The organism is Devosia algicola (assembly GCF_028816455.1).
Lineage (GTDB): Bacteria > Pseudomonadota > Alphaproteobacteria > Rhizobiales > Devosiaceae > Devosia > Devosia algicola.
Window position 1 is genome coordinate 3,108,636 of the sequence record NZ_CP118246.1, and the last position, 23,994, is coordinate 3,132,629.

Sequence of the window (23,994 nt, forward strand, 5' to 3'; positions counted from 1 at the left end):
TGCTAGACCCCGCCGCCGGTCTTGAAGCCGCCCGACTTGCCGACCCCGCCGCCGGTCTTGAAACCGCCGGACGACCCCGAACGAGGCCGTGAGAAACCACCGCCCATGCCGCCACCACCTCTACGGCCGCTGCCCATGCCGATATTGCCTGGAGCGCGTCCGCCGCCAAAACTGCCGCCGGGCCAATTGATGGTGCTACCGCCGCGCTCGCCCCACGGACTGTTGTTGCCTCCCATGGAGCCGCCCGCCCAAGGGCTGTCCTGATTAAAATTCTGGCTACGCCGCCAGTGATCCCAATAGCTGGCGGCGCTGATACCACCGCGCAGGAAGTCATTGAGCAGATCGCCCACCAATGCCTCTTCGCCAAAACTCGAGCGAGGGTCGTCGAACCGCGACTTCTTGAACTCCCATTGGATATCTTCCAGCTCACGCCGCCGCGCCGCCAGCGTCTTGAGACGTTGGCGTTGTTCGCGGGTCTCGTTGTCCTCGTCCCTGACCCGGACGCGTGCATCATCGATCTGTGACACCAGCGTATCGTCGCGCCCCGTCGCCGTGCGCCGCGCCTCGGCCAATAAAGTCTGAATATCTTCGCGCATAAGGCTTTGTGATAGCGTCGAGAGCGCTTGTTCGAATGCCGGATCAGCACCTTGTGCCAAATCACTCAAGCGCTTAGCGGTCGTGTCGCGTTCGTCCTCGGTCGCCGTAATCTGCTCGTCGATAGCGTCAATGTCGCGTTGTGCCGCCGCGATCCGCTCGCGGATAGGTTTGCCGCCGGCCGCATCGACGGCCGCAGTCTCTATATCCTCTACCGCGCCCTGAGCCGCCTGCGCCGCCGCAATCTGATTTTCCGCATGTTCGCGCAATCGCAGTGGGATTTCGTTGAGCATGGCAAAATTTGGTCGGGCCTTGGAAAAACTGATCCGCTTCGCCACCAACCCATCAAGATAGCGGATCAGATTGTTGGCGCGATAGTTTTTGGTGCCATAGCCATTTTCCCACAAATACATGAACAGCGGATCGTCACGGTAGGGGCGCCCCTTGTCCTCGCGATCCGCCTCGGCCTGCTCGGTCTTGGCCATTGATTGGTTGGCTTTGTCTCAGCAGTTGCGCGGCATCGTCGCGTTGTTTGACATAGGCATCATTTTTGGCCATGTCGGCCTCGATACTCGCGGCCAGCGCGTCAAGTTCGCCTTGCCGGTCGGCTTGCGCAGTCAACGCTTTGGCGCGCGCGCCTGTCAGTTTTTCCAGCTTGGCGTCTGTCTCGGTCAACGCCTTTTCGGCAGCGCTCAACTCACGCGCGTGCGCCTTGAGCATATCGCGGGCTTTGCTCTCAGCGCTTGATATATGACCCTGCAATTCACTCTGTATCGCCGGGTCGAGTCGCATCTTGGCCAGTTCTCGCACCAGCTCGGCCTCGCTTTCGCGAATCTTGCTGATGCGCTCGCCGGAACGGGCAAGCCGTTTGGAGATATCATCTTCCTCGCGCCTGATATCGCGCATCGCCTCGTCCAGAGACGCCATGGCTTGGGGGCCGCGCAGGCTCATCGTACTACCACTGCGTTACCGTCCCGCCCAAAACAGGCACTGTATATTCGACATCCAGAAAGCCATCCGACTTGAGCCCGACCGTGTCGCGCTCGATAATGCCATTATCGGTCTTGTCATCAGCGACCGAGCGATAAACGCTCTCGGGCACCCGCAGGCCCCACATGTTGACCGTTTCGGTTGCGCCATTTTCCTCGTTGGTTATGGGGAAGGACAGCGCCTTGCCGTTGGGGTCCAATGCCTCGACCACGATGTAATAATTGGTCGCGGCCGAGTTGTTTTCAGGAAAACGCCAGAACACCGACAATGTATCGGGGCGATTGACCACCTTGAGCGTATATTCCTGGCGTAACTGGTCGCGCAATGCCACCATGCGGTTGGCCATTTCCTCGGCCTGGGTGCGATTGCCCTCGGCAGCATAAGCCTTGCCCCGCTTGCGCAAATCCTCAGCCTCGACCTCGGCCTGCTGCACCTTGGTTTCGTTGAAAATGGTCTGGTACAACTCATCGAGCCGCGCCGGCAATTCTTCGGTCAGTTCGAGGTGTGCCACCTCGCGCTGATGTGCCTGATAGGGTTGATAGCCCAGAAAATAGCCGCCCAACACCAATAGCAGGATGGCGATCGCGCCAATCGCCTTGGGCAGCCAGCGACCACGGTGAACATAGAGGCGCGCCAGCGTCGTGCCAAAGCCCGATGGTGGCGGGCTATAGACAAACCGGCTCTCGGCCAGCGCGGCAACGCCTTCCTTGAGGATATGATCGGGTACATCAATCCCCTGCTGGCGATAGATTTCGCGCAGCTTTTCGATCAATTGGCTCTCGCGCGCTGCCCCGTCCAGCTCACGCGTCGCCAAATCCTGGCGATGCCGGAGCGTGTCCACGACATCCATGGCCAGCATGACCTCGTCCAGCGGAGCGGAGGTTGTGGCGCTCATGTCACTCATATTTTGGGCTCATCGATCGCCGACGGACCTCAGTTCTTGTCGTCCAGCAACAACGCATTGCCATCCGCCGCCAACTGGGCCAGCCGCTTCTTGCCATCTTCGACCGCATCGCGAATTTCCGCCGAGTTCTTGGTGGAAGCGACCCGCATATCGTTGATGATGCCACGCGATTTTTCCTGGAAATTGACAACGCTGTCGACCAGCTTCTTGACGGCGTCGGCGCGGATTGTGGGGCCATAGCCGGCCTTGAGTGCCTCTTCCTGCACCTTGTCGCCAATTTCCGAGAGCGTTTCGAGACTCTTGCTCATCCCCTCTTTCATGGCATTGAGCGTTTCGGTCGCTTCATGCAGGCCGAACATACCGGTGAACGAGGCCGATAGCGCCGTCAGTACGGTTTCATTGGTCGAAAAGAACGAAATTGACTGCTGATAGACCCGCTCTTTGGCATTGGTCGTTTGCATCAGGCGGGCCATCACCACCTCGGAGGTGTTGTAGGAAATGGTCAGATTGTCCGACAGATCCTTGGCGATCTGATATCGGCCTTCCTCGTTCTGCATGCCGCGCAACTTCTCGTCGCGATCCATCTCAAGCCGCGCCCGATCGGCAGGAGCGTCACCGCTGAAGGCGGCAAGCGTGTCGGCGGCCTTGTGCAAAATGTCCTTTTTCTCAGCCAGACGCTTGGCGGCGGTATCCAGAACTTCAAGCGCCATCACCTCGGATTGCTTGAGCGCTCCACGGAAATCGCGGTAGGCCTCGAGAATAGTGTGTTCACGATCAATCTGGTCCTTGGTGTCGGCGGAAACAGCGAGATAGGTGTCACGAATACGGTTGAAGCGTGTGGCGATGTCGCCGCGCGAAACCTTCATCCACACATTTGCCACCCGTTCACGCAGGTCAATCTTGTTGTCCGAAAGCTGGTCGACCATGCCCTTGGCATCATCGCGAATCGAATCGAAGCCCTTGGTGATGTCCTCGTACCGCTCCCCGATCTGCATGGCGGCAATCTGCTCGCGCACAACCTCGTTGAAGGCGCTGGCCTGGCTCAAGGTCCGGCCAATCAGGATAACGCGGGTTTCGTCCAGCTCGGTAATCTGCGCCAAGAGCCCGGTAATCGGCTGCTCGCCGGTCTGTTCGGGCCATACACCGAGGTTACGAATGGCGGTGACGGCTTTATCCAGATATTGCAGCGGCTTCTCGGTAAGGGCAACATCGTTGCTGACGGTTTTGGTGGTAGTATTGGCGTCGTCGGACATATAAAAGCTCCCGCGTGAAATGCCTGCGTGCCATAGATTGCCTCTGAGAGGCGGCATGACAATTGAAACTGCTCGGCCAGACAACTATTTTGACCATATTGGTGCGAAAAAGCCGCACGTTAAGACCAGGGCCAACAATAATGAGCAATCCGATTTCCCCACTCGATATTTTCTTCGCATGCAAATGGATATTCGCCTGATGCAGTTCGGCGGAAAATATCGGCTTGATGCCCCAAGGGTGGCAGTGTGGGCCGGCCTTAACGACACCGCCATGCTCAAGGCGGCAATACCAGGTTGCCAGCGTATCGACTGGGTCGACACCGAGGCGCTGGAACTTGAGATCAAGGTCAATCTCGGCGTCGCCCATCCCGTCTTGAAGGGCGACTTGGTGCTGTCCGACATCGTGCCGGCGGCCAGCTATACGTTATCGGGCAAGGGACGCGGCGGGCTTTTCGGCCTGGCGGAAGGTGCTGCCGACATAATTCTCACTGACGCCGGGGAGGGCACCGAATTGACATTTGTCGCCAGCGGCGGCGCCTCGGGTCAGATCATGCGAGTCGGCAAGGCCGTCATCGGCAGTTCGGCCCAAAAGGTCATTGATGGGTTTTTCAAGCGCTTTGCCGACGCCATGGGCGTTAAGATAGACGTGCTGCCTCCTGATCCCGGCGCAATGACGGCAAGGCAATAGCAGGCACCAATCAGCGCTTGAACGGCAGATTTTGGTTCAAGATCGCGTCAATATAGTTGGGCAGACTTGACGGCGCTCGGGCGTATCGACGCCCGCCACTGGCGTTCTTCGGGCAAATACCCGGTTCCTAAATTTTACCAATCGGAAAAAAATTCGGTTTTCCCTCTTGCAGGCAAAGCATTTGCACGATTTTATCCTTGGTCAACGCACGACGATCGTTCGGAGCCTACCCACTAGGGCCGCGAAAAAGGTGCGAGACAGGGAGACTATCAATGACACTGACTAAGTTTACATCCGCTATCGCCGGTGGCGTAGCGCTTGGCGCCATCCTCGCCGGTTCCGCATTTGCCGATCCCGCGCTGATCTATGACGGCGGCGGCAAGTTTGACAAATCCTTCAATGAAAGCGCCTATAATGGCGCCGAAATGTACAAGAAGGAAACCGGCAACTCCTACTCCGATCTTGAAATTACCGGTGATGCGCAGCGCGAGCAGGCCATCCGCCAGTTCGCCACCAAGGGCTTTTCGCCCATCATCATTCCTGGCTTTTCCTGGGCTACCGCGCTGACCACCGTCGCGCCCGACTTCCCCGACACACATTTCGTCATCATCGACAGTGTTGTTGATCTGCCAAATGTGCGCTCGGTCGTCTTCAAGGAACAGGAAGGCTCCTACCTCGTTGGCATCCTCGCCGCCATGAAGTCCGAATCGGGCAAGATCGGCGTCGTACCGGCATTCAATTTCGACCTGCTCGAAGCCTTCGCCTGCGGTTACAAGGAAGGCGCCAAGTCGGTCAATCCAGATATCGATGTGCTTGAAACCTATGTCGGCGCGGGCTTTGAAGCCTTCAACGATCCCGGCAAGGCAACCGAGGTGACCAAGAGCCAGCTCGATCAGGGCGTTGACGTTGTGTTCCAGGTTGCTGGCGGTGCCGGTGCCGGTGTGCTGCAAGCGGCATCCGACGCTGGCAAGTACGGCATCGGTGTTGATAGCAATCAGAACTATCTGCACCCCGGCCATGTCCTGACCTCGATGGTCAAGCGCGTCGACGTCGCCGCCTATAATGCCATGATGGACGAATTGAATGGCACCTGGTCGGCTGGTACGGTCGTCCTTGGCTTGGCTGAAGAAGGCGTTGGTGCGGCATTCGACGATAATAACGCCGATCTGATCACGCCGGAAATGAAGGCTGCTGTCGATGATGCGACCGCCAAGATCATTTCAGGCGATATCGTTGTTCACGACTACCGTGAAGATAAGGCGTGCCCCGTCTGATTGAAGACGGGAACCGCCTGATGGCAAAAAATACAACCTCTTCGACGCAGCGGCTGGAAACAGCCGCTGCATTGCCCCCGGCCATTGAGCCTTGTTGGCATTAACAAGAGCTTTGGTCCGGTTCGGGCCAACCGCGACATTGATCTGTCGGTTCAACGTGGCACTGTCCACGGCATCGTCGGCGAGAATGGCGCTGGAAAATCGACATTGATGTCGATCCTTTATGGTTTTTATACCGCCGATAGCGGCACCATTCATGTTAGCGGCAAACAGGTTTCGATAACCGACAGCCGTCACGCTTTGGCGCTGGGTATCGGCATGGTGCACCAGCACTTCATGCTGGTCGACAATTTCTCCGTCATTGAAAATGTCGTGCTGGGCGCTGAGGATAGTGCGCTGCTCGGGCCGACCTTGAGCAAGGCGCGTGAACAGCTCAAGCAGTTGGCCAAGGACTATGGTCTCGAGGTCGATCCAGACGCCCTGATCGAAGATCTGTCGGTTGGTCAGCAACAGCGCGTTGAAATATTGAAAGCGCTATATCGTGGCGCTGATATTCTTATTCTTGACGAGCCGACCGGCGTTCTGACCCCGGCCGAGGCCGACCATCTGTTCCGTATTCTCAAAACCCTGCGCGACGAGGGCAAGACCATCATTCTCATCACGCATAAATTGCGTGAAATCATGGCCATCACCGACGAGGTTTCGGTGATGCGGCAGGGGACCATGGTCAAGACCCTGCAAACCGCCGAAACTTCGCCAGAAGAGTTGGCTGAACTCATGGTGGGGCGGCGTGTGCTGCTCGAAGTCGACAAAAAGCCGGCCTCGCCCGGCAAGGTCATGCTCGAGGTCGAAAATCTTGTGGTGACCGACGATTTTGGCATTCCCAGGGTCAAGAATATCAGTTTTCAGGTGCGCGCCGGCGAGATTGTTGGCGTCGCCGGCGTTGCCGGCAACGGCCAGTCGGAGTTGCTGGAGGCAATTTCAGGCATGCGCGACCAGACCCTTGGCAGCGTCAAGGTCAATGGCGAGTCAATATCGGCCTTCGGCGATGACGGCGCCGCGCGGCTGCGCGATGCGGGCCTTGCCCATGTGCCCGAGGACCGGCTGCGCGAAGGGCTGGTTACCACCCTGCTGGAATGGGAAAATTCGATCCTCGGCTATCATAATTCTTACGGCACTGGCTTGGGTCTCGATGTTGGCAAAGCCAAGGCCGAAGCCGCTGAGCGCATAGAAAAATTTGATATTCGTCCCGCCAATACCGCGCTCAAGACCGCCAATTTTTCTGGCGGCAATCAGCAGAAAATCGTGCTGGCGCGCGAGATGGAACGCAACCCGGACGTATTGATCGTAGGGCAGCCAACGCGCGGCGTCGATATCGGCGCCATCGAGTTCATCCACAAGCAGATTATCGCCATGCGCGATGCCGGCAAGGCGATCTTGCTGGTCTCGGTGGAACTCGATGAAATCCGATCACTGTCAGACCGCATCCTGGTGCTGTTCGATGGCGAAATTGTCGGCGAGGCCGATCCAGCAACAGCCGATGAAGGCACCTTGGGCCTGCTCATGGCGGGCGTTCACGAGAGCACCACCCCGAAAAACGAAGCCGAAACCGAGGCCCGACTGCCCGAGCATGTCACCCCGATCGAAAAAACACTGACGGAAATGAGCCCGCGCGTGGAAAAGGACAATTCTCAATGAGCACGCGCGTACCGTTGCCCCGCTGGGTTGATGTCGCACTGCTGCCGGTGCTCAACGTTATGCTGGCTTTCCTGATCGGCGGTATTGTTGTGATGCTGGTCGGGCAAAATCCGCTCGATGCCGTGGGCATCATGATATACGGCGCCTTCGGCTACGGCAGCGGCTTTGGCTACACACTCTATTACACCACCGATTTCATTTTCGCCGGACTTGCAGTGTCGGTGGCCTACCAGGCCGGATTGTTCAATATCGGCCCCGAGGGACAAGCCTATGTCGCCGGACTCGGTGTCATACTCGTGGCACTGGCGCTCAATGGCCTGCCCTGGCTGATCACCGTACCCGCCATGATTGTCGCCGGTGGCCTGTTTGGTGCGGCCTGGGCCTTTATTCCCGGCTATCTTCAGGCCAAGCGTGGCAGTCACATCGTTATCACCACCATCCTGTTCAACTTCATTGCCGTCTCGATGATGGGCTACATCATCTCCAAGCACTTGAAACCAGTTGGGGTCAATTCTGACGAATCCGCGCCCATCGACGCCGTCAGCCGCGTGCCGCAACTCAATGTCTTTTGGGATCTGTTCAAACATTCCCCGGTCAATATCAGCTTCATTCTGGCGCTTCTGGCCTTGGTCGGCGTCTATTGGCTGGTCTGGCGGACCAAATTCGGCTTTGCCATGCGCGTGCTGGGGCAAAATCCGACAGCGGCGCGCTATGCCGGTATTTCCAATTCACGCATGATCATGATCACCATGGCGCTGGCGGGCGCGTTGGCGGGCATGGTTGCGGTTAATAATGTTGGCGGCGTGCAGGGACGATTGATCCTCAATTTCGTTAGCGGCGCCGGCTTTGTTGGTGTTGCCGTTGCCTTCATGGGCAAGGGGCATCCGTTCGGTGTGGCCCTGTCGGCGCTATTGTTTGGCGCGCTCTATCAGGGCGGGCAGGAACTGGCCTTTTCCATGCCCGGCATTACCCGTGAAATGATCGTGACCATCCAGGCACTGGTCATCCTGTTTACAGGCGCCATGGGCGACATGTTGCGCCCCCCATTGGAACGGGTGTTTTTCAAACCGCCCAACCCTTCATCGGCGGAGGGCGGCTGATGCATTTTTACACAGATCTCATCCTCATTCTTGATTCCACGGTTCGCCTCGCCATTCCATTGATTCTGGCCTGTCTGGCCGGGCTCTATTCGGAGCGCGCCGGTATTGTCGATATCGGATTGGAAGGCAAGCTGCTCGGCGCCGCCTTTGGTGCAGCGGCAATGTCGGCGGTCACCGGCTCCCCCTGGCTGGGCTTGCTTGCTGGTGTTGGCGTGGCGTTGGGCATGTCGGGCATTCACGGATTGGCCTCGATCAATCTTAAGGGCAATCAGATCATTTCCGGCGTCGCGCTGAATTTTCTGGCAGCCGGGTTGACTACATTTCTGGGGCAGAGCCTGGTTCCATCGCGGCGGCTTTACCCCGCAATTGAGCCAAAGCCAGCGTTTTGGCCCGATCACCTTGCCCTTCGCCGATCAGGTCAAGGATGTGCCCATTCTGGGCGGGCTCTATTCTGAATTGATCTCTGGTCATAATATTTTGGCCTATGTGGCGTTCATTGCGGTTCCCGTTACCGCCTGGGTGCTGTTTTCAACCCGGTTCGGCTTGCGATTGCGCGCCGTGGGCGAAAATCCCAAGGCGCTCGACACCGCCGGCATGTCGGTTACGCTGCTGCGCTATCAGGCATTGATCATTACCGCCGTGCTGGTGGGTATTGGCGGCACCTATCTGTCCATTGCCCAGTCAGCCGGATTTAATAACAATATGTCGGCGGGACGTGGCTATATCGCGCTGGCGGCACTGATTTTTGCCAAATGGAAGCCGTGGCCGGCCCTGGCCACCTGCCTGCTGTTCGGCTTTCTTGATGCGCTGCAGTTCCGTTTGCAGGGCATCCAGTTTCCTATTATTGGCGAAGTACCGGTGCAGGCCATTCAGGTGCTGCCCTATATCCTGACCGTAGTGTTGCTCGCAGGCTTTATCGGGCGCGCCGTCGCCCCCAAAGCTGCCGGTCAACCCTACACCAAGGAGCGCTAAAATGGCGGAGCCTAAATTGGGCGAGGCGTTATTTGCGGCGGCCGAAGCCATTCGTGCCAAGGCATATGCACCCTATTCGGGGTTTTCGGTGGGCGCGGCAATTCTGGCCGACGACGGGCAGATCTACGCGGGTTGCAACATCGAAAACGCAGCATACCCACAAGGCAATTGCGCCGAGGCCTCGGCTATTGCCGCGATGATCGCGGGTGGTGCCAAGCGCATCAAGGCGATTTATGTTACCGGGCCCGGCGCGACCCCGGTGACGCCCTGCGGTGGATGTCGCCAGCGCATCCGCGAATTTGCCGATCTCGATTCGGTGGTCATTTCCCATGGCGTTGAGGGCAAACCGCTGACCAGCACGCTTGAACAATTGCTGCCCCATTCCTTTGGCCCGGAATTTCTGGACAAATGAGCAAGGCCGTCAAAACCATCCACAAGATTGCCGGACAAGAGCCGATTTCGGCGGCATTGGTTTTGGGGTCGGGTCTGTCAGCTGTCGGCGATCTGATGGCCGAAACCGTTACCATTCCCTTTTCCGAACTCAAGGGATTTCCCGGCGGTGGCGTATCGGGGCACGGACGCGATCTGCTGATCGGCGCTATGGGCGGCAAGCGCGTGGCGGTGCTGACCGGACGCGAGCATTATTACGAACATGGCAATGCCGCCGCGATGCGACCAGCCCTCTCGGCCATGGCGGACCTCGGCGCGCAAACCCTGCTATTGACCAATTCTGCTGGTTCTCTGGAGACCGAAAATCCACCCGGCCAGCTGATGATGATTGCCGACCACATCAATTACGCGGGCATGAATCCATTGATTGGCGAGGCCACCGACCGCCGTTTTGTGAACATGGTCGATTGCTATGCTCCCGACCTGCGCACCAAGGCCGGGCTGATTGCCGACAGATTGGGGATCGGCCTGCGCGAGGGCGTCTATTTTTGGTACGCCGGTCCCAGTTTTGAAACACCCGCCGAAATTCAGATGGCGATCAGGCTGGGTGCCAATGCCGTCGGCATGTCCACTGTCCCCGAGGTGATTATCGGGCGGTTTCTGGGCATGAAAGTCTGGGCCTGTTCGTCTATCACCAATATGGGCGCGGGTCTGTCGAGTGAAAACATTAGCCACGCGCACACCAAGACCATGGCTGTGCAGGGCGCGGAAAAATTGAGCAAACTCATTCCCGCCCTCGTGGAGGAGCCTTTGAGCCCAAATGAGCCTTACGAGTCGTCGATCACAGCCCCACAGAAACGGGGCACAAGCGCAATCCCGGTTTTCCGCTTGATCTTGATTGGGTCGGGCGCGTTCGCATGAACCGCTCGGCGCTGGAACGGCGTGCTGCCACCATCGGCGCGCGCCGCACCGTCAAGAAAGACTATCAATTGGCGTGGCTCCTCAAGGCGATCACCATGATCGACCTGACCACGCTCAACGCCGACGATACCGCCGGACGTGTCGAGCGGCTCTGCGCCAAGGCGCGCCACCCGCTGCGCTCCGATATCGTCGAGGCGCTGGGTATTGCCAAGCTCGATATCAAGCCAGGTGCGGTCTGCATCTATCATAGTTTTGTCGCGACCGCTGTTGCGGCACTCCAAGGCTCCAACATTCCTGTCGCCGCAGTTTCGACCGCCTTTCCACATGGCCTGGCGCCCGTGGAAACCAAGCTCAAGGAAATCGAAAGCTCAGTCGCCGATGGGGCCAGCGAGATTGATATTGTCATCGAGCGCGGCATGGTGCTGCGCGGCGACTGGCAGGCGCTGTATGATCAGGTCAGGGCCTTCCGAAAGGCCTGCGGCGATGCGCATATGAAAACCATTCTGGGCACCGGCGAACTGGCAACCCTGACCAATGTCGCCAAGGCGTCGCTGGTGTGCATGCTGGCCGGCGCCGACTTTATTAAGACCTCGACCGGCAAGGAAAAGGTCAACGCCAATCTGCCCACCTCACTTGCCATGATCCGCATGATCCGCTGGTTCCACGAAGAGACCGGTATCGAGATCGGCTATAAGCCCGCGGGCGGCATTTCCCACGCCAAGGATGCGCTCAATTATATGGCGTTGATGAAAGAGGAACTGGGTGTCCATTGGCTGCAACCACACCTGTTCCGCTTCGGCGCGTCATCGCTGCTGACCGATATCGAGCGGCAACTCGAACACGGGCTGACCGGGCGCTATTCGGCGGACTATCGCCAACCGATGGTTTAGGCCGCCGCCCCATTGCGGGGTTGGAGGCCTATGCGGTATCGGCAAGACAAGCGGCACTCTGAAGGAGGCCAGGCATGAACAAGATTACCCAAATATTTGACAGTCTCGACTACGGCCCGGCGCCCGAGGCACCGCAACCGGCACTCGACTGGCTCGATAGCCACACCAAGTCCTTTGGCCATTATATCGATGGCAAATGGACCAAGCCGGGCGAAACCTTCGCCTCGGAAAATCCGGCCAACGGCAAAGTATTGGCCAAGGTCAGCAAGGGTACACCGGCCGATGTCGACGCCGCTGTAAAGGCTGCGCGCGCCGCGTTCAAAGGGTGGAGCGGACTATCGGGCTACGAGCGCAGCAAATATCTTTATGCCATCGCGCGCGCGGTCCAGAAACATTCGCGCCTGTTCGCCGTCCTCGAAAGCCTTGATAATGGCAAGCCGATCCGGGAAAGCCGCGACATCGACATTCCATTGGTGGCGCGCCACTTCTACCATCATGCCGGGTGGGCTCAGCACCTGAACCGGACGTTCCCCGATCATGTGCCCTATGGGGTGTGCGGGCAGATCATCCCGTGGAACTTCCCGCTTCTGATGCTGGCCTGGAAAATTGCCCCGGCGCTGGCCGCGGGCAATACAGTCATCCTCAAACCCGCAGAATTTACCTCGTTGACCGCGCTGCTGTTTGCCGAGATCTGCGACCGGATCGGCTTGCCCAAGGGCGTCGTCAATATCGTCACCGGCGAGGGCGAAACCGGTCAGGCTATTGTTGAGCATGAGGGGATCGATAAGATCGCCTTTACCGGTTCGACCGAGGTCGGCAAGGCCATTCGCGCCGCAACCGCCGGTACAGGCAAGGGCCTGTCGCTCGAACTGGGGGGAAATCGCCCTATCTGGTGTTTGAAGATGCCGATATCGATAGCGCAATCGAAGGGCTGGTCGACGCCATCTGGTTCAATCAGGGGCAGGTCTGTTGCGCTGGATCGCGCCTCCTGGTGCAGGAAAGCATCGAAGAGCGTTTTATCGACAAGTTGAAAAAGCGTATGGCCAATCTGCGGGTCGGCGATCCGCTCGATAAATCCGTCGATATTGGCGCGCTTGTGGCCCAAATTCAGGTGACGCGGGTCAAGGATTTGCTCAAGGCCGGTGCCAGCGAAGGCGCGGTAATTTATGAGCCGGACATGGACGTGCCTGGGCAGGGGTGTTTTCTCAAACCAACGCTCGTAACCAATGTGTCGCCCGCCAATTCGCTTGTAAGCGAGGAAATTTTCGGGCCGGTGCTGGTCGCCATGAGCCTTCCGCACGCCCGAGGAAGCGGTGGCCTTGGCTAACAATACCAAATATGGTCTGGCTGCGACCATCTGGAGTGAAAATATCAATCTGGCGCTCGATATCGCCCCAAAGATCAAGGCCGGTGTCGTCTGGATCAACGGCACCAATAATTTCGACGCGGCGGTCGGTTTTGGCGGCTACAAGGAAAGCGGCTTTGGCCGCGAAGGGGGCAGGGAAGGGCTTGCCGCCTATTTGAAACCTGCTTGGGAAAAGGCGCTGAAGGCCACGCCAAAGCCCAAAGCCATGTCCGCCAGGCCGACAAACCCGCTTGACGCTGGCCATCTCGACCAGACCGCCAAAATGTATATTGGCGGCAAGCAGGCACGGCCAGATAGCGGTTATGACCGGCAGGTGCTGAACGCCTCTGGCCAATTGATCGGCGAGGTTGGTCAAGGCAATCGCAAGGATATTCGTAATGCGGTGGAAGCGGCGCGCGGTGCCCTGAGCTGGACAACGACCCCCGCCCACACCCGCGCTCAAATCTTGTATTTTCTTGCTGAAAACCTCGATTATCGTCGTGAGGAATTCGCCGACCGACTCAAGGCGCAAACCGGCAAGGATGGCGCAAAAGAGGTCGCCGCCGCCGTTGAACGCCTGTTTGCCTTTGCTGGCTGGGCCGATAAATATGATGGAGCAATCCATAATCCGCCCCAGCGCACGATTGCTGCGGCCATGGTTGAACCCATCGGTGTGATGGGCATTGTGGCACCAGACGACACGCCGCTGCTCGGCGCTGTTGCGCTACTCGCCCCGGCCCTAGCAATGGGCAATCCGGTGGTGCTGGTGCCCAGTGCCACGGCGCCTTTGTCGATGACCGATTTCTATCAGGTTATAGAAACCTCTGACGTGCCCAAGGGCGTGATCAATATCGTTACCGGCGACAGCGTGACGCTGGCAAAAACGCTGGCTGAACATGATGGCGTCGACGTCCTGTGGTTCATGGGGTCGGCCGAGGACTCAGCCATGGTGGAAAAAGCCTCGATCGGCAATCTCAAGCAGACATGGACCAGTCGTGGGTTGGCCTATGATCTGGCTGACAGGCAGCTGTTCGAGGGCAATTATCTGCTAGCCTCGCGCCACCCAGATCAAGAATGTGTGGGTGCCATATGGCGCTTGAGGGAGCATCATGAGCGAAAAGATTACCGTTGAAAATGTTGGCCAGCCCGGCAAGACCTACCAGGTCGACGCGGCCAAATTTACCGCCATGCGCGCCGCCGTTCTCAAAGTGCTGCCCAGCGAGCCACCGGGGATGGCTGTGGCGGATATCATTGCGGCGGTCAAACCAGATTTGCCGCAAGACCTGTTCCCCGGCGGCGAGACGGCGGGCTGGTGGGTCAAGAGCGTGCAACTTGATCTCGAAGCAAAGAAGACAATTGCCCGCACGCCATCCCCGGTTCGGCTCTATCGCGTGACGTCAGGAAATTGAATGGTATTTCTGCCCCAGGAAGTCATCGCTCGCAAGCGCGACGGCCATGCCCTGACAAATGACGAGATCGCGGCGTTCATCGCCGGCTTTGCAGATGGCAGTGTTGCCGATACCCAGGCCGCCGCTTTTGCCATGGCGGTCTATTTCAACGACATGGAGATGGAGGAGCGCATTGCGCTGACACTGGCCATGCGCGATAGCGGCACCGTGCTCGATTGGCGTGATCTTGATGGGCCGGTCGCCGATAAACATTCCACTGGTGGCGTGGGCGATAATGTATCGTTGATGCTCGCCCCGATGCTGGCGGCCATCGGGGTCTATGTGCCAATGATTTCCGGACGCGGGCTGGGCCACACTGGCGGCACGCTGGACAAGTTCGATGCCATTCCGGGCTATACAACCAGCCCCGACAATGCGCTGTTTCGACAGGTTGTTGCGGGCGCCGGCTGTGCAATCATCGGGCAAACGGTCGATCTCGCCCCCGCCGACAAACGGCTCTATGCCATTCGCGACGTCACCGCGACTGTTGAGTCAATTCCCCTGATCACCGCCTCGATCCTTGCCAAAAAGCTGGCGGCGGGACTGGACGCGCTGGTGCTTGATGTCAAAACCGGCTCGGGTGCATTCATGCCAACACTGGAAAAATCAAAAGCGCTCGCCCAAAGTCTTGTCGACGTTGCCAATGGCGCTGGCCTCAACACCGCGGCCTTGATAACCGACATGAACGAACCGCTTGCCAGCGCCGCTGGCAACGGACTTGAAGTGCGCAACGCCGTTGATTTCCTGACCGGTGCTCATCGCGACGAGCGCCTGCTGAAAGTGACTTTATCGCTCTGCGCCACCGTGGCGGCAATGACCGGTATTGCGACCAGCGCCGAAGCTGCCCGGGACATGGTGCAGAACGCACTGGATAATGGTAGCGCCGCCGAACGGTTTGCCAAAATGGTGGCAGCGTTGGGCGGTCCGGCTGATTTCATTGACCAAATGGATGCCCATTTGCCCAAAGCCAATATCATTCGGGACGTGTATGCGCGCCAGGCGGGAACGGTCGCGACAATCGACACTCGCGCCGTGGGCATGGCCGTCGTGGCTCTGGGCGGCGGGCGCACTACCCCCGACGATGCCATTGATTATGGTGTCGGGTTCGACCGTCTGGTCGGGCTGGGTACCAAACTCGATGCCAATGTCCCGATTGCGCGTCTGCATGCCAATGATGAGACCAGCGCGGCTGACGCCGAAAACCGGTTGCTGGCAGCCTATGGGCTGGCCGATTTTACCGAGCGGCAACCGCTGATCCCCGCGACTGTCGCACCCAACGCCAACGATCAAAAGGAATAGCCATGCCTCGGGCCATCTTGTGCGTTCTCGATAGCGTGGGCATTGGCGGTGCGCCGGATGCGGCAAGCTATGGCGACGAGGGCGCCAATACATTGGGCCATATTGCTGAGTATGCCGCCGCCGGCAAGGCTGATCGCGCTGGCCTGCGCGGTGGGCCACTATATCTGCCCAATATGGATGCCATCGGCCTGGGCGCCGCTCTGGGCCTGTCGAGCGGTACCGTGCCAGAAGGGTTTTCAGACAAGCCGAAGGGCGGACGGTTTGGCGTGGGCCGCGAAATATCCAAGGGCAAGGATACACCATCGGGCCATTGGGAGATTGCCGGGGTACCGGTGCCGTTTGACTGGGGCTATTTCCCCCAGACCGAGCCAGCCTTTCCACCAAAACTCATCGACACGCTGGTGCGCGAAGCCGGATTGCCCGGCATTTTGGGCAACAAGCACGCCTCAGGCACCACTATTATTGCCGAACTGGGCCAGGAATCCATCCGCACCGGCAAGCCTATCTGCTACACCTCGATTGACAGTGTTTTCCAGATTGCCGCCCATGAAACCCATTTTGGTCTCGACCGGCTCTATGAGGTGTGTCAGAGCGCCTTTAAACTGACCAAGCCCTTGATGATTGGCCGCGTCATTGCCCGGCCGTTTGTTGGCGACGATCCCGAAAATTTCAAGCGCACCGGCAACCGGCGCGACTTTGCCATTGCCCCGCCCGAACCAACATTGCTTGACCGTGCCAAGGCCGCCGGGCGCCAGGTATTTGCCATCGGTAAGATTTCCGACATTTATGCCACCATGGGCGTGACCCACAAGCTCAAGGCAACTGGCAACATGGCGCTGTTTGACAAGACACTCGAGGCCCTGGAAATGGCGCCCGACGGCGCTTTCATCATGACCAATTTTGTCGATTTCGACTCTGAATATGGCCATCGCCGCGACGTGCCGGGTTATGCTCATGCGCTCGAACAGTTCGACGCCAGGCTGCCGGAACTGATCGTGGCCATGCAGCCCGACGATTTGCTGGTGCTGACCGCCGACCACGGCAATGATCCAACCTGGCCCGGGAGCGATCACACCCGCGAACAGATACCAATTCTGATGTTTTCCCCAGGCGTGACGCCTGGCGAGATTGGCATTCGCTCAACCTTCGCCGATATTGGAGAAAGTATCGCCCATTGGCTTGGCTTGCCGCCGGGCGCGCATGGCAAGAGTTTTCTCTAGAATGAAGATGATCCAATGAACAATGTTACGGTCGTCGATCACCCGCTGATCCAGCACAAGCTGACCATCATGCGCAACAAGGAAACCTCGATCGCCGGGTTCCGCCGCCTGCTGCGCGAGATCGCCCATCTGCTTTGTTATGAGGTGACACGCGACCTCGAATTGGAAATGATCCCGATTGAAACGCCGATGTCCGAAATGATGGCGCCAGCCATCAAGGGCAAGAAACTGGTCTTTGCCTCGATCCTGCGCGCCGGCAACGGGCTGCTCGAGGGCATGCTCGATCTGGTGCCTGCCGCCCGCGTTGCCCATATCGGCATGTATCGCGACCACGCGACGCTGGAGCCGGTTGAATATTATTTCAAGGCCCCGTCCAACCTGCAGGACCGGTTGATCATTGTAGTCGATCCGATGCTGGCAACGGCCAATTCGGCGACCGCCGCCATCGACAAGCTCAAGGAGCGCGGTGCCAACAATATCCGCTTTCTGTGCTTGTTGGCGGCACCTGAAGGGGTGGCACGGTTCACCGAGGCGCATCCGGACGTCCCGGTTTTTACCGCCTCGATCGATAGCCATCTCAATGAGCTCGGCTATATCATGCCCGGGCTCGGCGATGCTGGTGACCGGATGTATGGCACCAAATAACGCTAAACAATCGTCATACGCTAGAGGCTGCTATTTACTGGTAAGCGGCAAACCGAAGCCGATAAGCTCCTTGCGCGCCTGCTCCGGCGAGGTGAAGTGAATGGCGTTCATGCCATATTTGCGCGCAGCAATCACATTGGGCTCGCTGTCGTCAATAAATACGCAGCTTTCCGGGGCCAAGCCGTAGCGCTCGCAAAAGACGCGGTAAAGCCGGGTGTCAGGCTTGACCAGCCCTTCGAGGCCAGAAACGATCACGCCATCGAACTTTTCGAGAAACGGCCATTCGCCGAGGCATGACACCCATTTTTCCCAGGAAAAATTGGTGATGGCGAATGTGGGGACTTCCTGTTCGATCAGTTCGTCATGTATGTCGACAGTGCCCTGGATCAGGCCGCTGAACGTCTCCTTCCAGCGCAGATCATAGGCCTGTATTTCGCGCCAGTAACGTGGAAATCGAGAGATCAGCTTGGCCACGCCCTCTGCATAGATTTCACCCGCATCAAATTCCAGGTTCCAGTCGGGGGTACAGACATTGTCGGCAAACCAGCGCGCTTCCTCTTCGGTTTCGAACAGTTTTCGAAACAGATACAGAGGGTTCCAGTCGACAAAAACATTGCCGATGTCAAAGACTGGGATCAGGGATTCGCTCATGGGTGCACCACCGTTGGACTGACCCGGCTATGGCACAGCCATTCTCAGGGCGCAAGCGTGCCGACCCTAGGGCACAAGGTCAATGTCGGTTTCAAACCGTGGCAGATAGAAATTCTCGCGATAGAGCGGAATTGTACCATTATAGACGATGTTGAACGAGGGCACGAAACTATAGAAGGTTTCGGACACGATCACCGATTCCCCCAGCGAAATATCGGTAATCGCGCTGGGCAGGTCATAGGGCTGATTGACGGTATGTGCGCGACCGCCCGATGACATCGTGCTGTTCTGGTATTGACGGCTCCACAACACTTTTGTCGTGCCATCATTATTGACCCGAACCGAGGTTACAACCTGCACAAGACTCACCGTTGAGAACGGCACCATGATCCCTTCGGCTGCCTCAAAGTAATTGGTGAGGCTGGCAACCGGAATTTTTTCATTGGAACGGGCCACCAGATCGCCCAGCGTGCCGGTAATCGTCTGCACGCGTCGGTCAGTGGTAATCAGTGAACTGGCCTCGACGCCACCGATATAAACCAGCAGCATCACCGGCAGGATCAATGCAAACTCGACCGCAGCCACTGCTTCGCTGGCCTCGCGGAAGTTGCGAATTGCTGTTTGAAACCTGGTGCGAATACTAGCCATCAGAACGGCTCATTTCTAAACACCCGCACCGTTGCCAGCAGCCGCGTACGGTCGGGCAGGTCGGCAAGGCTCAGACCGCCGCCAAAATCGAGTATAATCGGCCATTTGTAATAGACCTGCACCATGATCGTGCTCGAGCCTGCGCCGGGCACATAGGAGTCGGGTGTCGTCCATGTGCAGTTGGAGGTGCAGGCGGTATTGACCGGCGGTGTAACCACAGCCGAGGAAAAGTCGCTGATGGTGCTGACCCTGATATTGAGCCTGGCTGCAATCGAAAAGGCCATAAAGGCTCGCTGCAGATCAGATTGCGAAAATCCGCAACATTGAACGTTGCGTTGACCGCTTGGCCAGTCCGGATCTGACGGCTGGCATCGCTGACCGCGCTATCAAGCATCTGGCCGGACAGAAATACCAGCGATGTCTCGAGGATGGCGCCCATGATGGCGAAAAACGGCAATGCGAGAATACCGAACTCGATTGCCGCCGCGCCGCGCGTGTCGCGCACAAAGGAGCGGCGAACCAGTCTCGCAAACACGCCTCGCCGCGCTGATGACAGTGACTTGACCATGGACCTCGCCCAATTCATCAGGCAAATCTAGTCGGACATGGCTAAGTAAATCTTATGAAATGCCCCCGCCACAATGCATTCGCAATTGTGGTAAACAGGGGCTTAACGCAGCAACTAGTTTGCGGCGCTGCTGACCATGTTGGAGCCGGAGATGCTATTGGCCAGATAGGCGGGGTCATCGCCAAGCATGATCGTAGGCTGGCATACAGGCGCACACGACAAGCTAGAACGCTGCAAGCCTTGATAAACGGTCATGGTGCCAGCCTGCTTTTGAACCACCTCAATCAAGGTGTCCGCAATCGGATTGCCGATGCTGTCAAGTACGATCAGATTGGTCTGCCCATAACTCTTGCCTGTCAGGATCAGTGTTTGCGGATCCTGTATGGTAACGTCTGCGACAGCAGGATTGCCAACGATGACAGTCGCAGCCGGTGCATTGATCCGCAACACCCGCGCCATATTGGCATTGACGCTGATCGGGGCGCCCTGTTCTGCCATGGTGGCCACGGGATTGACCAGACTCATCATAATGGTGGCAGCGGCTATAGCTATGAAACGCGACATGATTGGGCCTCGACGAACTGAATGGGCACCAATGACTTTCACTGATAATGGTGAACAATTGGCAAACATGATCAAAATAGTCTCGCCAAGTCATTGTTAAAGCAAATCGGGGGCAGACCGGAGGATATGCTGTCAACGCGGTAATTGTTGGGTGTTTCTATAATATTGAGGAGCCTTCTATGGGCGATCCCCTAGCTATTGCACAGTCGATAAAATGCCACTTTTTTGATTAAGATATTGATATTCATATTTTATTTCATTTTGAATCAACGTCCGGAAGCGAACTCAATTAACGCAATTTCAAGAACTGCCCGATAACTTCAGCGCCAAGTTCGATGTGTGACGTGTCGAACGATGGCGTCACTTAATGACGTGAGCAAGGAGTATGGGAATGAAGATTATTGCAAGCTTTGCGCAGGACGAATCCGGCGCTACCGCAATCGAATATGGCCTGATCGCCGCTCTGATCGCTGTCGGCATCATCGCTGCAGCATCCGCGCTCGGTGGAAACCTGGGCAATCTGTTTAACGGTATTTCGAACCGTCTGGGTGGTGTTAGCGTTCCATCAGGGACCACGACAACCACGCCTTAAGCGATCAGTCAAATCTATGACCGAGGGGGAGCACCGCGCTCTCCCCTTTGTTTTGCATATTGTTAACCGCTTTCGTCCAGATTGGACCGGCGCGAATTGCATTGTTGCCGGGTTCAAGGGGGATATTGTGTCCACGATAGCCATGTTGTTTTTTCCATTTGCCATGGCGCTGGCCGCATCCTCGGACCTGCTGACCATGAAGATATCCAACAAGCTGGTGCTGGCGCTGGTTGCCGGATTCTTCGTGTCGGCGCTGATTATCATTCCTTTGAGTACAGCATTGAACGGTACTGGCGGAGATTTTAGGTCCTTCACGTTGGCATGGGTGACCAATATACCGCTTCAACAGGTCGCCATGCACATTGCGTGTGCCACTATTGTTCTGGTCGTGGCGTTTTGCATGTTTGCTCTGCGCTGGATCGGGGGAGGCGATGCCAAACTGGCTGCGGCCACGACCTTGTGGCTCGGCTTTGGACTCACCTTACCCTATCTTGTCTACGCTGGCTTACTCGGCGGCGGTCTGACATTGCTGATTCTGGCACTTCGTACCCTGCCGTTAAGCCCGCTACTGGCGCGTTTTGTCTGGCTCGAACGGCTCCATGATCGCAAGAGCGGCATTCCATATGGCATTGCCCTGGCGATTGCGGGCATGGTCACATATTCGGCCTCGCCAATTTTTCAGCAATTGACGGCCTGAAATAACCGGTAAATCGTTAGATCCGAATCGCGCAACAATTTGACGCCAATCAAATTGTGCTCATATATTCTTTTTGTCGACGGCCAAGTCAGGCGCGATTTTCATTTCCAAATCGTTACACAGCTCGTTAACCGACTTTGCAAATCTCCGGTTAACCAAACTTTGACCCTTTTCCATCATAGTTTGAACAATGGAACTGGCGCGTCAGGACCGAACAAGGTCCCGAACAGCTGCCCAGTTCGCGGTTCGGGTGCCCGGTACTGGCATTGTGACGCAGTGGAGTTGAGTGATGAAACCGGCGCAGATCATATTATTGTCCGTCGCAGTTCTGACTGGCGGTTTGGCATTTTTCTTATTGATGCGCGGTGGCGCACCGGCACCGCAGACGGTGGTAACCGAAGTGACACGGCAGGAAGCCAAGGTGCAGGTGCTGGTGGCAAGGGATACGATTGGCGTTGGCGAGCGCCTGACCAGGCAATCGGTCACCTGGCAGGATTGGCCCGCAGGGGCCGTTCGTCCCGAATATGTAACAAATGAAACAACACCCGACGCGCCCGATCAACTCACCGACACGGTTGCACGCTTTGAATTCTTTCCTGGTGAGCCCATTCGCGAGGCCAAACTGGTACGCACCGATCAGGGGTATCTGTCGGCGGTGTTGAGCAAGGGCATGCGCGGCGTTTCGGTGCCGGTAGACGCCGCCTCAAGCGCCGGCGGGTTTATCGTCCCCAATGATCATGTCGATGTTTTGTTGACTCGCCTGACCTCGGGCGGTCAGACCTCCGAAGCTGTTTTGACCAATGTACGAATCCTCGCGATCGGTAAGCGTTTAGGCGAGGTGGGCGCTACAGCCGGCGAGGCAGAAACAACCCCCGACGGTGGACCCCAGGCGCAGGTCTTTGATGACAAGACCATTGCGACGCTCGAACTCGATCCCTCGCAGGCCGAAACCCTGATGAACGCCAAATCGCAGGGTTCCCTGTCGCTGACATTGCGCTCGATCGCCGACTTCAATGACAATAGTGCGGTTCGAACCAATTCCTCGCAGGCTGTGCGGATGGTTCGCTATGGCAGGCAGTCAAGCGTGATGTCGGCCAGCGCAGCGCCGTCCGACCTCGTCCAGCCCCCAACAATCAACCCGACGCCGCCAGATATCGGCGTGCCACCAGTGACCTCAGCGGCACCTGTCCTGCCCGAAATCGTGGTGCAGTGATGAGTGAGGAGAACGCCATGTCCAAGTCAGCCCGTTTTACACCAGTGCCTGCCCGCTCAGTCATTACCGCAATGCTCCTGGGCGCAACGCTTGCCCTGGCGCCGATGGTCGCGTCGCCCGTTCTGGCCCAGTCTCAACTAACCATTTCGTCCAACCAGTATGGCATAACCCAGAACGTTGATCTGACGCTCAACAAGTCGATGATTGTCGATCTGCCCGGTAATGTCAGCGAAGTGGTTGTTTCCCAACCAGGCGTTGCCGGGGCCATTATGCGCACCTCGCGCCGCGCTATCATTCAGGGCGTTGGCGGCGGCGAGACCAATATCCTGTTTCTCGATGCCTCCGGGCGTACCATCTCGGTGCTCGAACTCAAGGTTATCAAGGAGCGATCCCAGGTAGGCGCAGCGCTGGAAGCAGCGTTGGCGCGTATTATTCCCAATTCCAACATCACCGTTGAGTCGGTCACCCTCGGCGACAACACAAATCGCGTCGTGCTCACTGGCTCGGTACGTTCCGCCGAAGATCGCGATCGCGCCGACGCCGTTGCTGTACAGTTTGCGGGTGATTCTAAAAATGTCGCCAACATTCTCGACGTCAACGGCCCGCAGCAGGTGATGCTGCAGGTCACCGTGTCCGAAGTGAAACGGACGGTGGCCAAGCAGCTGGGCGTCAATCTGTCCGGCTCGCTCTCGATCGGCTCCGCCAATTTTGGCTTCAACAACACCATGTCTGCCTCGACCAACAATATGGTCAGCGGCGCCTTTACTGGCGGTGGTTTGCAGATCAATGCCGCCATTACCGCGCTTGAAGACCGCAATGCGCTGCGGGTGCTGGCGAAGCCGACGCTCACGGCCATTTCCGGCCAGCCTGCCGAGTTCAAGGCTGGCGGCGAGTTCCCGATCCCCGTGTCGGATGGCAACGGCGGCACCACGGTCCAATACAAGGACTATGGCGTCAAACTCAACTTTACCCCCACGGTTCGCTCCAATGGCACAATCGGGCTGGTGATCGACACCGGTGTGTCCGAACTGCAGGCCGGCAGCTTCACCCTGACCAGCCGCAACACCAAGACCTCGGTCGAGATCCGTCCCGGCGATACGCTGGCGATCGGCGGTCTGCTGCAAAGCAATGTCGGCCAGCAGATCAAGCAATTGCCCGGTCTGGGCAACATCCCGATCCTTGGCGCACTGTTCCGCTCTCGTGAGTATAATGACGACCAGACCGAATTGGTCATTCTGGTCACCCCCTATCTGGCTCAACCCAGGCTCCGTGGCGGTGCCACTGCCCACCGATCGTAGTGTGGTGGCGGGCGATGCCGAGGCCATCTTCCTGGGCAATATGGAAACCATGTATGGCGTTGGTCACAGCGGCGGTATGCGCGGTGGCTTCAAGGGCTCCGTCGGTTTTGTGCTTGATTGATTGTAGTCGGG

General features: G+C 57.8%; 25 protein-coding genes and 2 pseudogenes. 19 read left to right on the plus strand and 8 right to left on the minus strand.

The genetic code is table 11. The features are described 5' to 3' along the window. Nucleotides 1-2: 2 nt before the first annotated feature. From PSQ19_RS16545 to PSQ19_RS16560, 4 genes are read right to left on the minus strand one after another with little or no spacing between them, the layout of a single operon-like run. Nucleotides 3-1,079: a hypothetical protein gene (locus tag PSQ19_RS16545; RefSeq protein ID WP_282218633.1), complete on the minus strand. Its 1,077-nt coding sequence runs from the start codon at nucleotides 1,077-1,079 to the stop codon at nucleotides 3-5. Further along, complete coding sequence (locus PSQ19_RS16550) at nucleotides 1,021-1,545, minus strand: hypothetical protein (RefSeq protein WP_282218634.1); 525 nt, start codon at nucleotides 1,543-1,545, stop codon at nucleotides 1,021-1,023. Before PSQ19_RS16550 ends, PSQ19_RS16545 begins: the two co-directional genes overlap by 59 nt. Before the next feature lie 4 nt (nucleotides 1,546-1,549). After that, nucleotides 1,550-2,488, minus strand: a complete 939-nt coding sequence (locus tag PSQ19_RS16555; RefSeq protein ID WP_282218635.1) for a DUF6384 family protein — start codon at nucleotides 2,486-2,488, stop codon at nucleotides 1,550-1,552. Nucleotides 2,489-2,517: 29 nt separating this feature from the next. After that, nucleotides 2,518-3,741, minus strand: a complete 1,224-nt coding sequence (locus PSQ19_RS16560; RefSeq protein ID WP_282218636.1) for a cell surface protein — start codon at nucleotides 3,739-3,741, stop codon at nucleotides 2,518-2,520. Between the two features lie 55 nt (nucleotides 3,742-3,796). On the opposite strand from PSQ19_RS16560, the gene PSQ19_RS16565 reads away from it, so the two are divergent. The 13 genes and pseudogenes from PSQ19_RS16565 to upp all read left to right on the plus strand — a co-directional run bounded on the left by PSQ19_RS16565 (nucleotide 3,797) and on the right by upp (nucleotide 17,631). Then, a complete protein-coding gene (locus PSQ19_RS16565; RefSeq protein ID WP_282218637.1) occupies nucleotides 3,797-4,429 on the plus strand; it encodes a CoxG family protein in 633 nt (210 codons plus the stop codon). Between the two features lie 272 nt (nucleotides 4,430-4,701). Continuing rightward, a complete protein-coding gene (locus PSQ19_RS16570; protein WP_282218638.1) occupies nucleotides 4,702-5,703 on the plus strand; it encodes a BMP family lipoprotein in 1,002 nt (333 codons plus the stop codon). A gap of 84 nt (nucleotides 5,704-5,787) precedes the next feature. Beyond that, a complete protein-coding gene (locus PSQ19_RS16575; RefSeq protein WP_282218639.1) occupies nucleotides 5,788-7,401 on the plus strand; it encodes an ABC transporter ATP-binding protein in 1,614 nt (537 codons plus the stop codon). Further along, nucleotides 7,398-8,501, plus strand: coding sequence for an ABC transporter permease (locus PSQ19_RS16580; RefSeq protein ID WP_282218640.1), 1,104 nt, complete (start codon nucleotides 7,398-7,400; stop codon nucleotides 8,499-8,501). The genes PSQ19_RS16575 and PSQ19_RS16580 overlap by 4 nt, the downstream gene beginning before the upstream one ends. Beyond that, a pseudogene (locus PSQ19_RS16585) lies at nucleotides 8,501-9,473 on the plus strand (ABC transporter permease). Before PSQ19_RS16580 ends, PSQ19_RS16585 begins: the two are co-directional and overlap by 1 nt. A 1-nt stretch (nucleotide 9,474) precedes the next feature. Continuing rightward, the gene (locus tag PSQ19_RS16590; protein ID WP_282218641.1) at nucleotides 9,475-9,885 is read left to right on the plus strand and encodes a cytidine deaminase; all 411 of its coding nucleotides are present in this window, start codon (nucleotides 9,475-9,477) and stop codon (nucleotides 9,883-9,885) included. Beyond that, the gene (locus PSQ19_RS16595) at nucleotides 9,882-10,784 is read left to right on the plus strand and encodes a purine-nucleoside phosphorylase (RefSeq protein ID WP_282218642.1); all 903 of its coding nucleotides are present in this window, start codon (nucleotides 9,882-9,884) and stop codon (nucleotides 10,782-10,784) included. Before PSQ19_RS16590 ends, PSQ19_RS16595 begins: the two co-directional genes overlap by 4 nt. Further along, nucleotides 10,781-11,674, plus strand: coding sequence for a deoxyribose-phosphate aldolase (gene deoC, locus PSQ19_RS16600; RefSeq protein WP_407649019.1), 894 nt, complete (start codon nucleotides 10,781-10,783; stop codon nucleotides 11,672-11,674). Before PSQ19_RS16595 ends, deoC begins: the two co-directional genes overlap by 4 nt. A 74-nt stretch (nucleotides 11,675-11,748) precedes the next feature. Beyond that, nucleotides 11,749-14,119 (plus strand): annotated as a pseudogene (locus tag PSQ19_RS16605) (aldehyde dehydrogenase family protein). Between the two features lie 9 nt (nucleotides 14,120-14,128). Continuing rightward, nucleotides 14,129-14,428, plus strand: coding sequence for a DUF6958 family protein (locus PSQ19_RS16610; protein WP_282218643.1), 300 nt, complete (start codon nucleotides 14,129-14,131; stop codon nucleotides 14,426-14,428). Beyond that, the gene (deoA, locus tag PSQ19_RS16615; RefSeq protein WP_282218644.1) at nucleotides 14,429-15,766 is read left to right on the plus strand and encodes a thymidine phosphorylase; all 1,338 of its coding nucleotides are present in this window, start codon (nucleotides 14,429-14,431) and stop codon (nucleotides 15,764-15,766) included. A 2-nt stretch (nucleotides 15,767-15,768) separates the two neighbouring features. After that, a complete protein-coding gene (locus PSQ19_RS16620; RefSeq protein ID WP_282218645.1) occupies nucleotides 15,769-16,986 on the plus strand; it encodes a phosphopentomutase in 1,218 nt (405 codons plus the stop codon). 15 nt (nucleotides 16,987-17,001) lie between these two features. Further along, nucleotides 17,002-17,631, plus strand: coding sequence for a uracil phosphoribosyltransferase (gene upp / locus PSQ19_RS16625; protein WP_282218646.1), 630 nt, complete (start codon nucleotides 17,002-17,004; stop codon nucleotides 17,629-17,631). Between the two features lie 30 nt (nucleotides 17,632-17,661). On the opposite strand, the gene PSQ19_RS16630 is transcribed toward upp, so the two are convergent. The 3 genes from PSQ19_RS16630 to PSQ19_RS20015 all read right to left on the minus strand — a co-directional run bounded on the left by PSQ19_RS16630 (nucleotide 17,662) and on the right by PSQ19_RS20015 (nucleotide 19,369). Beyond that, entirely contained in the window at nucleotides 17,662-18,282 is a 621-nt protein-coding gene (locus PSQ19_RS16630; protein ID WP_282218647.1) for an HAD family hydrolase, read from the minus strand. A gap of 66 nt (nucleotides 18,283-18,348) precedes the next feature. Beyond that, nucleotides 18,349-18,930 (minus strand): TadE/TadG family type IV pilus assembly protein, encoded by a 582-nt coding sequence (locus tag PSQ19_RS16635; RefSeq protein WP_282218648.1) that lies wholly within the window; start codon nucleotides 18,928-18,930, stop codon nucleotides 18,349-18,351. Nucleotides 18,931-19,000: 70 nt separating this feature from the next. After that, on the minus strand, nucleotides 19,001-19,369 hold the full coding sequence (locus PSQ19_RS20015; RefSeq protein WP_407649173.1) for a hypothetical protein: 369 nt from the start codon (nucleotides 19,367-19,369) through the stop codon (nucleotides 19,001-19,003). Between PSQ19_RS20015 and PSQ19_RS16645 the strand changes: the two genes are divergently transcribed. Further along, complete coding sequence (locus PSQ19_RS16645; protein ID WP_282218650.1) at nucleotides 19,274-19,480, plus strand: hypothetical protein; 207 nt, start codon at nucleotides 19,274-19,276, stop codon at nucleotides 19,478-19,480. The two genes, PSQ19_RS20015 and PSQ19_RS16645, sit on opposite strands and share 96 nt — an antisense overlap. Before the next feature lie 132 nt (nucleotides 19,481-19,612). Here PSQ19_RS16645 and PSQ19_RS16650 read toward each other — a convergent pair whose 3' ends face one another. Then, nucleotides 19,613-20,062 carry a pilus assembly protein N-terminal domain-containing protein gene (locus tag PSQ19_RS16650; RefSeq protein ID WP_282218651.1) on the minus strand — a complete coding sequence of 150 codons (450 nt, stop codon included), beginning with the start codon at nucleotides 20,060-20,062 and terminating at the stop codon, nucleotides 19,613-19,615. Between the two features lie 391 nt (nucleotides 20,063-20,453). Between PSQ19_RS16650 and PSQ19_RS16655 the strand changes: the two genes are divergently transcribed. The 5 genes from PSQ19_RS16655 to PSQ19_RS16675 all read left to right on the plus strand — a co-directional run bounded on the left by PSQ19_RS16655 (nucleotide 20,454) and on the right by PSQ19_RS16675 (nucleotide 23,983). Then, entirely contained in the window at nucleotides 20,454-20,654 is a 201-nt protein-coding gene (locus PSQ19_RS16655) for a Flp family type IVb pilin (RefSeq protein ID WP_282218652.1), read from the plus strand. Nucleotides 20,655-20,796: 142 nt separating this feature from the next. Then, nucleotides 20,797-21,351 (plus strand): A24 family peptidase, encoded by a 555-nt coding sequence (locus PSQ19_RS16660; RefSeq protein ID WP_282220728.1) that lies wholly within the window; start codon nucleotides 20,797-20,799, stop codon nucleotides 21,349-21,351. A gap of 289 nt (nucleotides 21,352-21,640) precedes the next feature. After that, the gene (gene cpaB, locus PSQ19_RS16665; RefSeq protein ID WP_282218653.1) at nucleotides 21,641-22,564 is read left to right on the plus strand and encodes a Flp pilus assembly protein CpaB; all 924 of its coding nucleotides are present in this window, start codon (nucleotides 21,641-21,643) and stop codon (nucleotides 22,562-22,564) included. 17 nt (nucleotides 22,565-22,581) lie between these two features. Further along, on the plus strand, nucleotides 22,582-23,862 hold the full coding sequence (locus PSQ19_RS16670) for a type II and III secretion system protein family protein (protein WP_282218654.1): 1,281 nt from the start codon (nucleotides 22,582-22,584) through the stop codon (nucleotides 23,860-23,862). Further along, nucleotides 23,840-23,983 (plus strand): hypothetical protein, encoded by a 144-nt coding sequence (locus PSQ19_RS16675; RefSeq protein WP_282218655.1) that lies wholly within the window; start codon nucleotides 23,840-23,842, stop codon nucleotides 23,981-23,983. Before PSQ19_RS16670 ends, PSQ19_RS16675 begins: the two co-directional genes overlap by 23 nt. Nucleotides 23,984-23,994 lie beyond the last annotated feature (11 nt).

What these genes read in the sequence shown, in the direction of transcription:
- PSQ19_RS16610 (WP_282218643.1), top strand. Translation starts at nt 14,129, where the DNA reads ATGAGCGAAAAGATTACCGTTGAAAATGTTGGCCAGCCCGGCAAGACC.
- PSQ19_RS16670 (WP_282218654.1), top strand. Translation starts at nt 22,582, where the DNA reads ATGTCCAAGTCAGCCCGTTTTACACCAGTGCCTGCCCGCTCAGTCATT.
- deoC (WP_407649019.1), top strand. Translation starts at nt 10,781, where the DNA reads ATGAACCGCTCGGCGCTGGAACGGCGTGCTGCCACCATCGGCGCGCGC.
- PSQ19_RS16590 (WP_282218641.1), top strand. Translation starts at nt 9,475, where the DNA reads ATGGCGGAGCCTAAATTGGGCGAGGCGTTATTTGCGGCGGCCGAAGCC.
- PSQ19_RS16650 (WP_282218651.1), bottom strand. Translation starts at nt 20,062, where the DNA reads ATGTCGCGTTTCATAGCTATAGCCGCTGCCACCATTATGATGAGTCTG.
- PSQ19_RS16560 (WP_282218636.1), bottom strand. Translation starts at nt 3,741, where the DNA reads ATGTCCGACGACGCCAATACTACCACCAAAACCGTCAGCAACGATGTT.
- PSQ19_RS16545 (WP_282218633.1), bottom strand. Translation starts at nt 1,079, where the DNA reads ATGGCCAAGACCGAGCAGGCCGAGGCGGATCGCGAGGACAAGGGGCGC.
- PSQ19_RS20015 (WP_407649173.1), bottom strand. Translation starts at nt 19,369, where the DNA reads ATGGGCGCCATCCTCGAGACATCGCTGGTATTTCTGTCCGGCCAGATG.
- PSQ19_RS16630 (WP_282218647.1), bottom strand. Translation starts at nt 18,282, where the DNA reads ATGAGCGAATCCCTGATCCCAGTCTTTGACATCGGCAATGTTTTTGTC.
- PSQ19_RS16655 (WP_282218652.1), top strand. Translation starts at nt 20,454, where the DNA reads ATGAAGATTATTGCAAGCTTTGCGCAGGACGAATCCGGCGCTACCGCA.
- PSQ19_RS16565 (WP_282218637.1), top strand. Translation starts at nt 3,797, where the DNA reads ATGACAATTGAAACTGCTCGGCCAGACAACTATTTTGACCATATTGGT.
- upp (WP_282218646.1), top strand. Translation starts at nt 17,002, where the DNA reads ATGAACAATGTTACGGTCGTCGATCACCCGCTGATCCAGCACAAGCTG.
- PSQ19_RS16550 (WP_282218634.1), bottom strand. Translation starts at nt 1,545, where the DNA reads ATGAGCCTGCGCGGCCCCCAAGCCATGGCGTCTCTGGACGAGGCGATG.
- PSQ19_RS16635 (WP_282218648.1), bottom strand. Translation starts at nt 18,930, where the DNA reads ATGGCTAGTATTCGCACCAGGTTTCAAACAGCAATTCGCAACTTCCGC.
- PSQ19_RS16620 (WP_282218645.1), top strand. Translation starts at nt 15,769, where the DNA reads ATGCCTCGGGCCATCTTGTGCGTTCTCGATAGCGTGGGCATTGGCGGT.
- PSQ19_RS16660 (WP_282220728.1), top strand. Translation starts at nt 20,797, where the DNA reads ATGTTGTTTTTTCCATTTGCCATGGCGCTGGCCGCATCCTCGGACCTG.
- cpaB (WP_282218653.1), top strand. Translation starts at nt 21,641, where the DNA reads ATGAAACCGGCGCAGATCATATTATTGTCCGTCGCAGTTCTGACTGGC.
- PSQ19_RS16555 (WP_282218635.1), bottom strand. Translation starts at nt 2,488, where the DNA reads ATGAGTGACATGAGCGCCACAACCTCCGCTCCGCTGGACGAGGTCATG.
- PSQ19_RS16580 (WP_282218640.1), top strand. Translation starts at nt 7,398, where the DNA reads ATGAGCACGCGCGTACCGTTGCCCCGCTGGGTTGATGTCGCACTGCTG.
- PSQ19_RS16570 (WP_282218638.1), top strand. Translation starts at nt 4,702, where the DNA reads ATGACACTGACTAAGTTTACATCCGCTATCGCCGGTGGCGTAGCGCTT.
- deoA (WP_282218644.1), top strand. Translation starts at nt 14,429, where the DNA reads ATGGTATTTCTGCCCCAGGAAGTCATCGCTCGCAAGCGCGACGGCCAT.
- PSQ19_RS16595 (WP_282218642.1), top strand. Translation starts at nt 9,882, where the DNA reads ATGAGCAAGGCCGTCAAAACCATCCACAAGATTGCCGGACAAGAGCCG.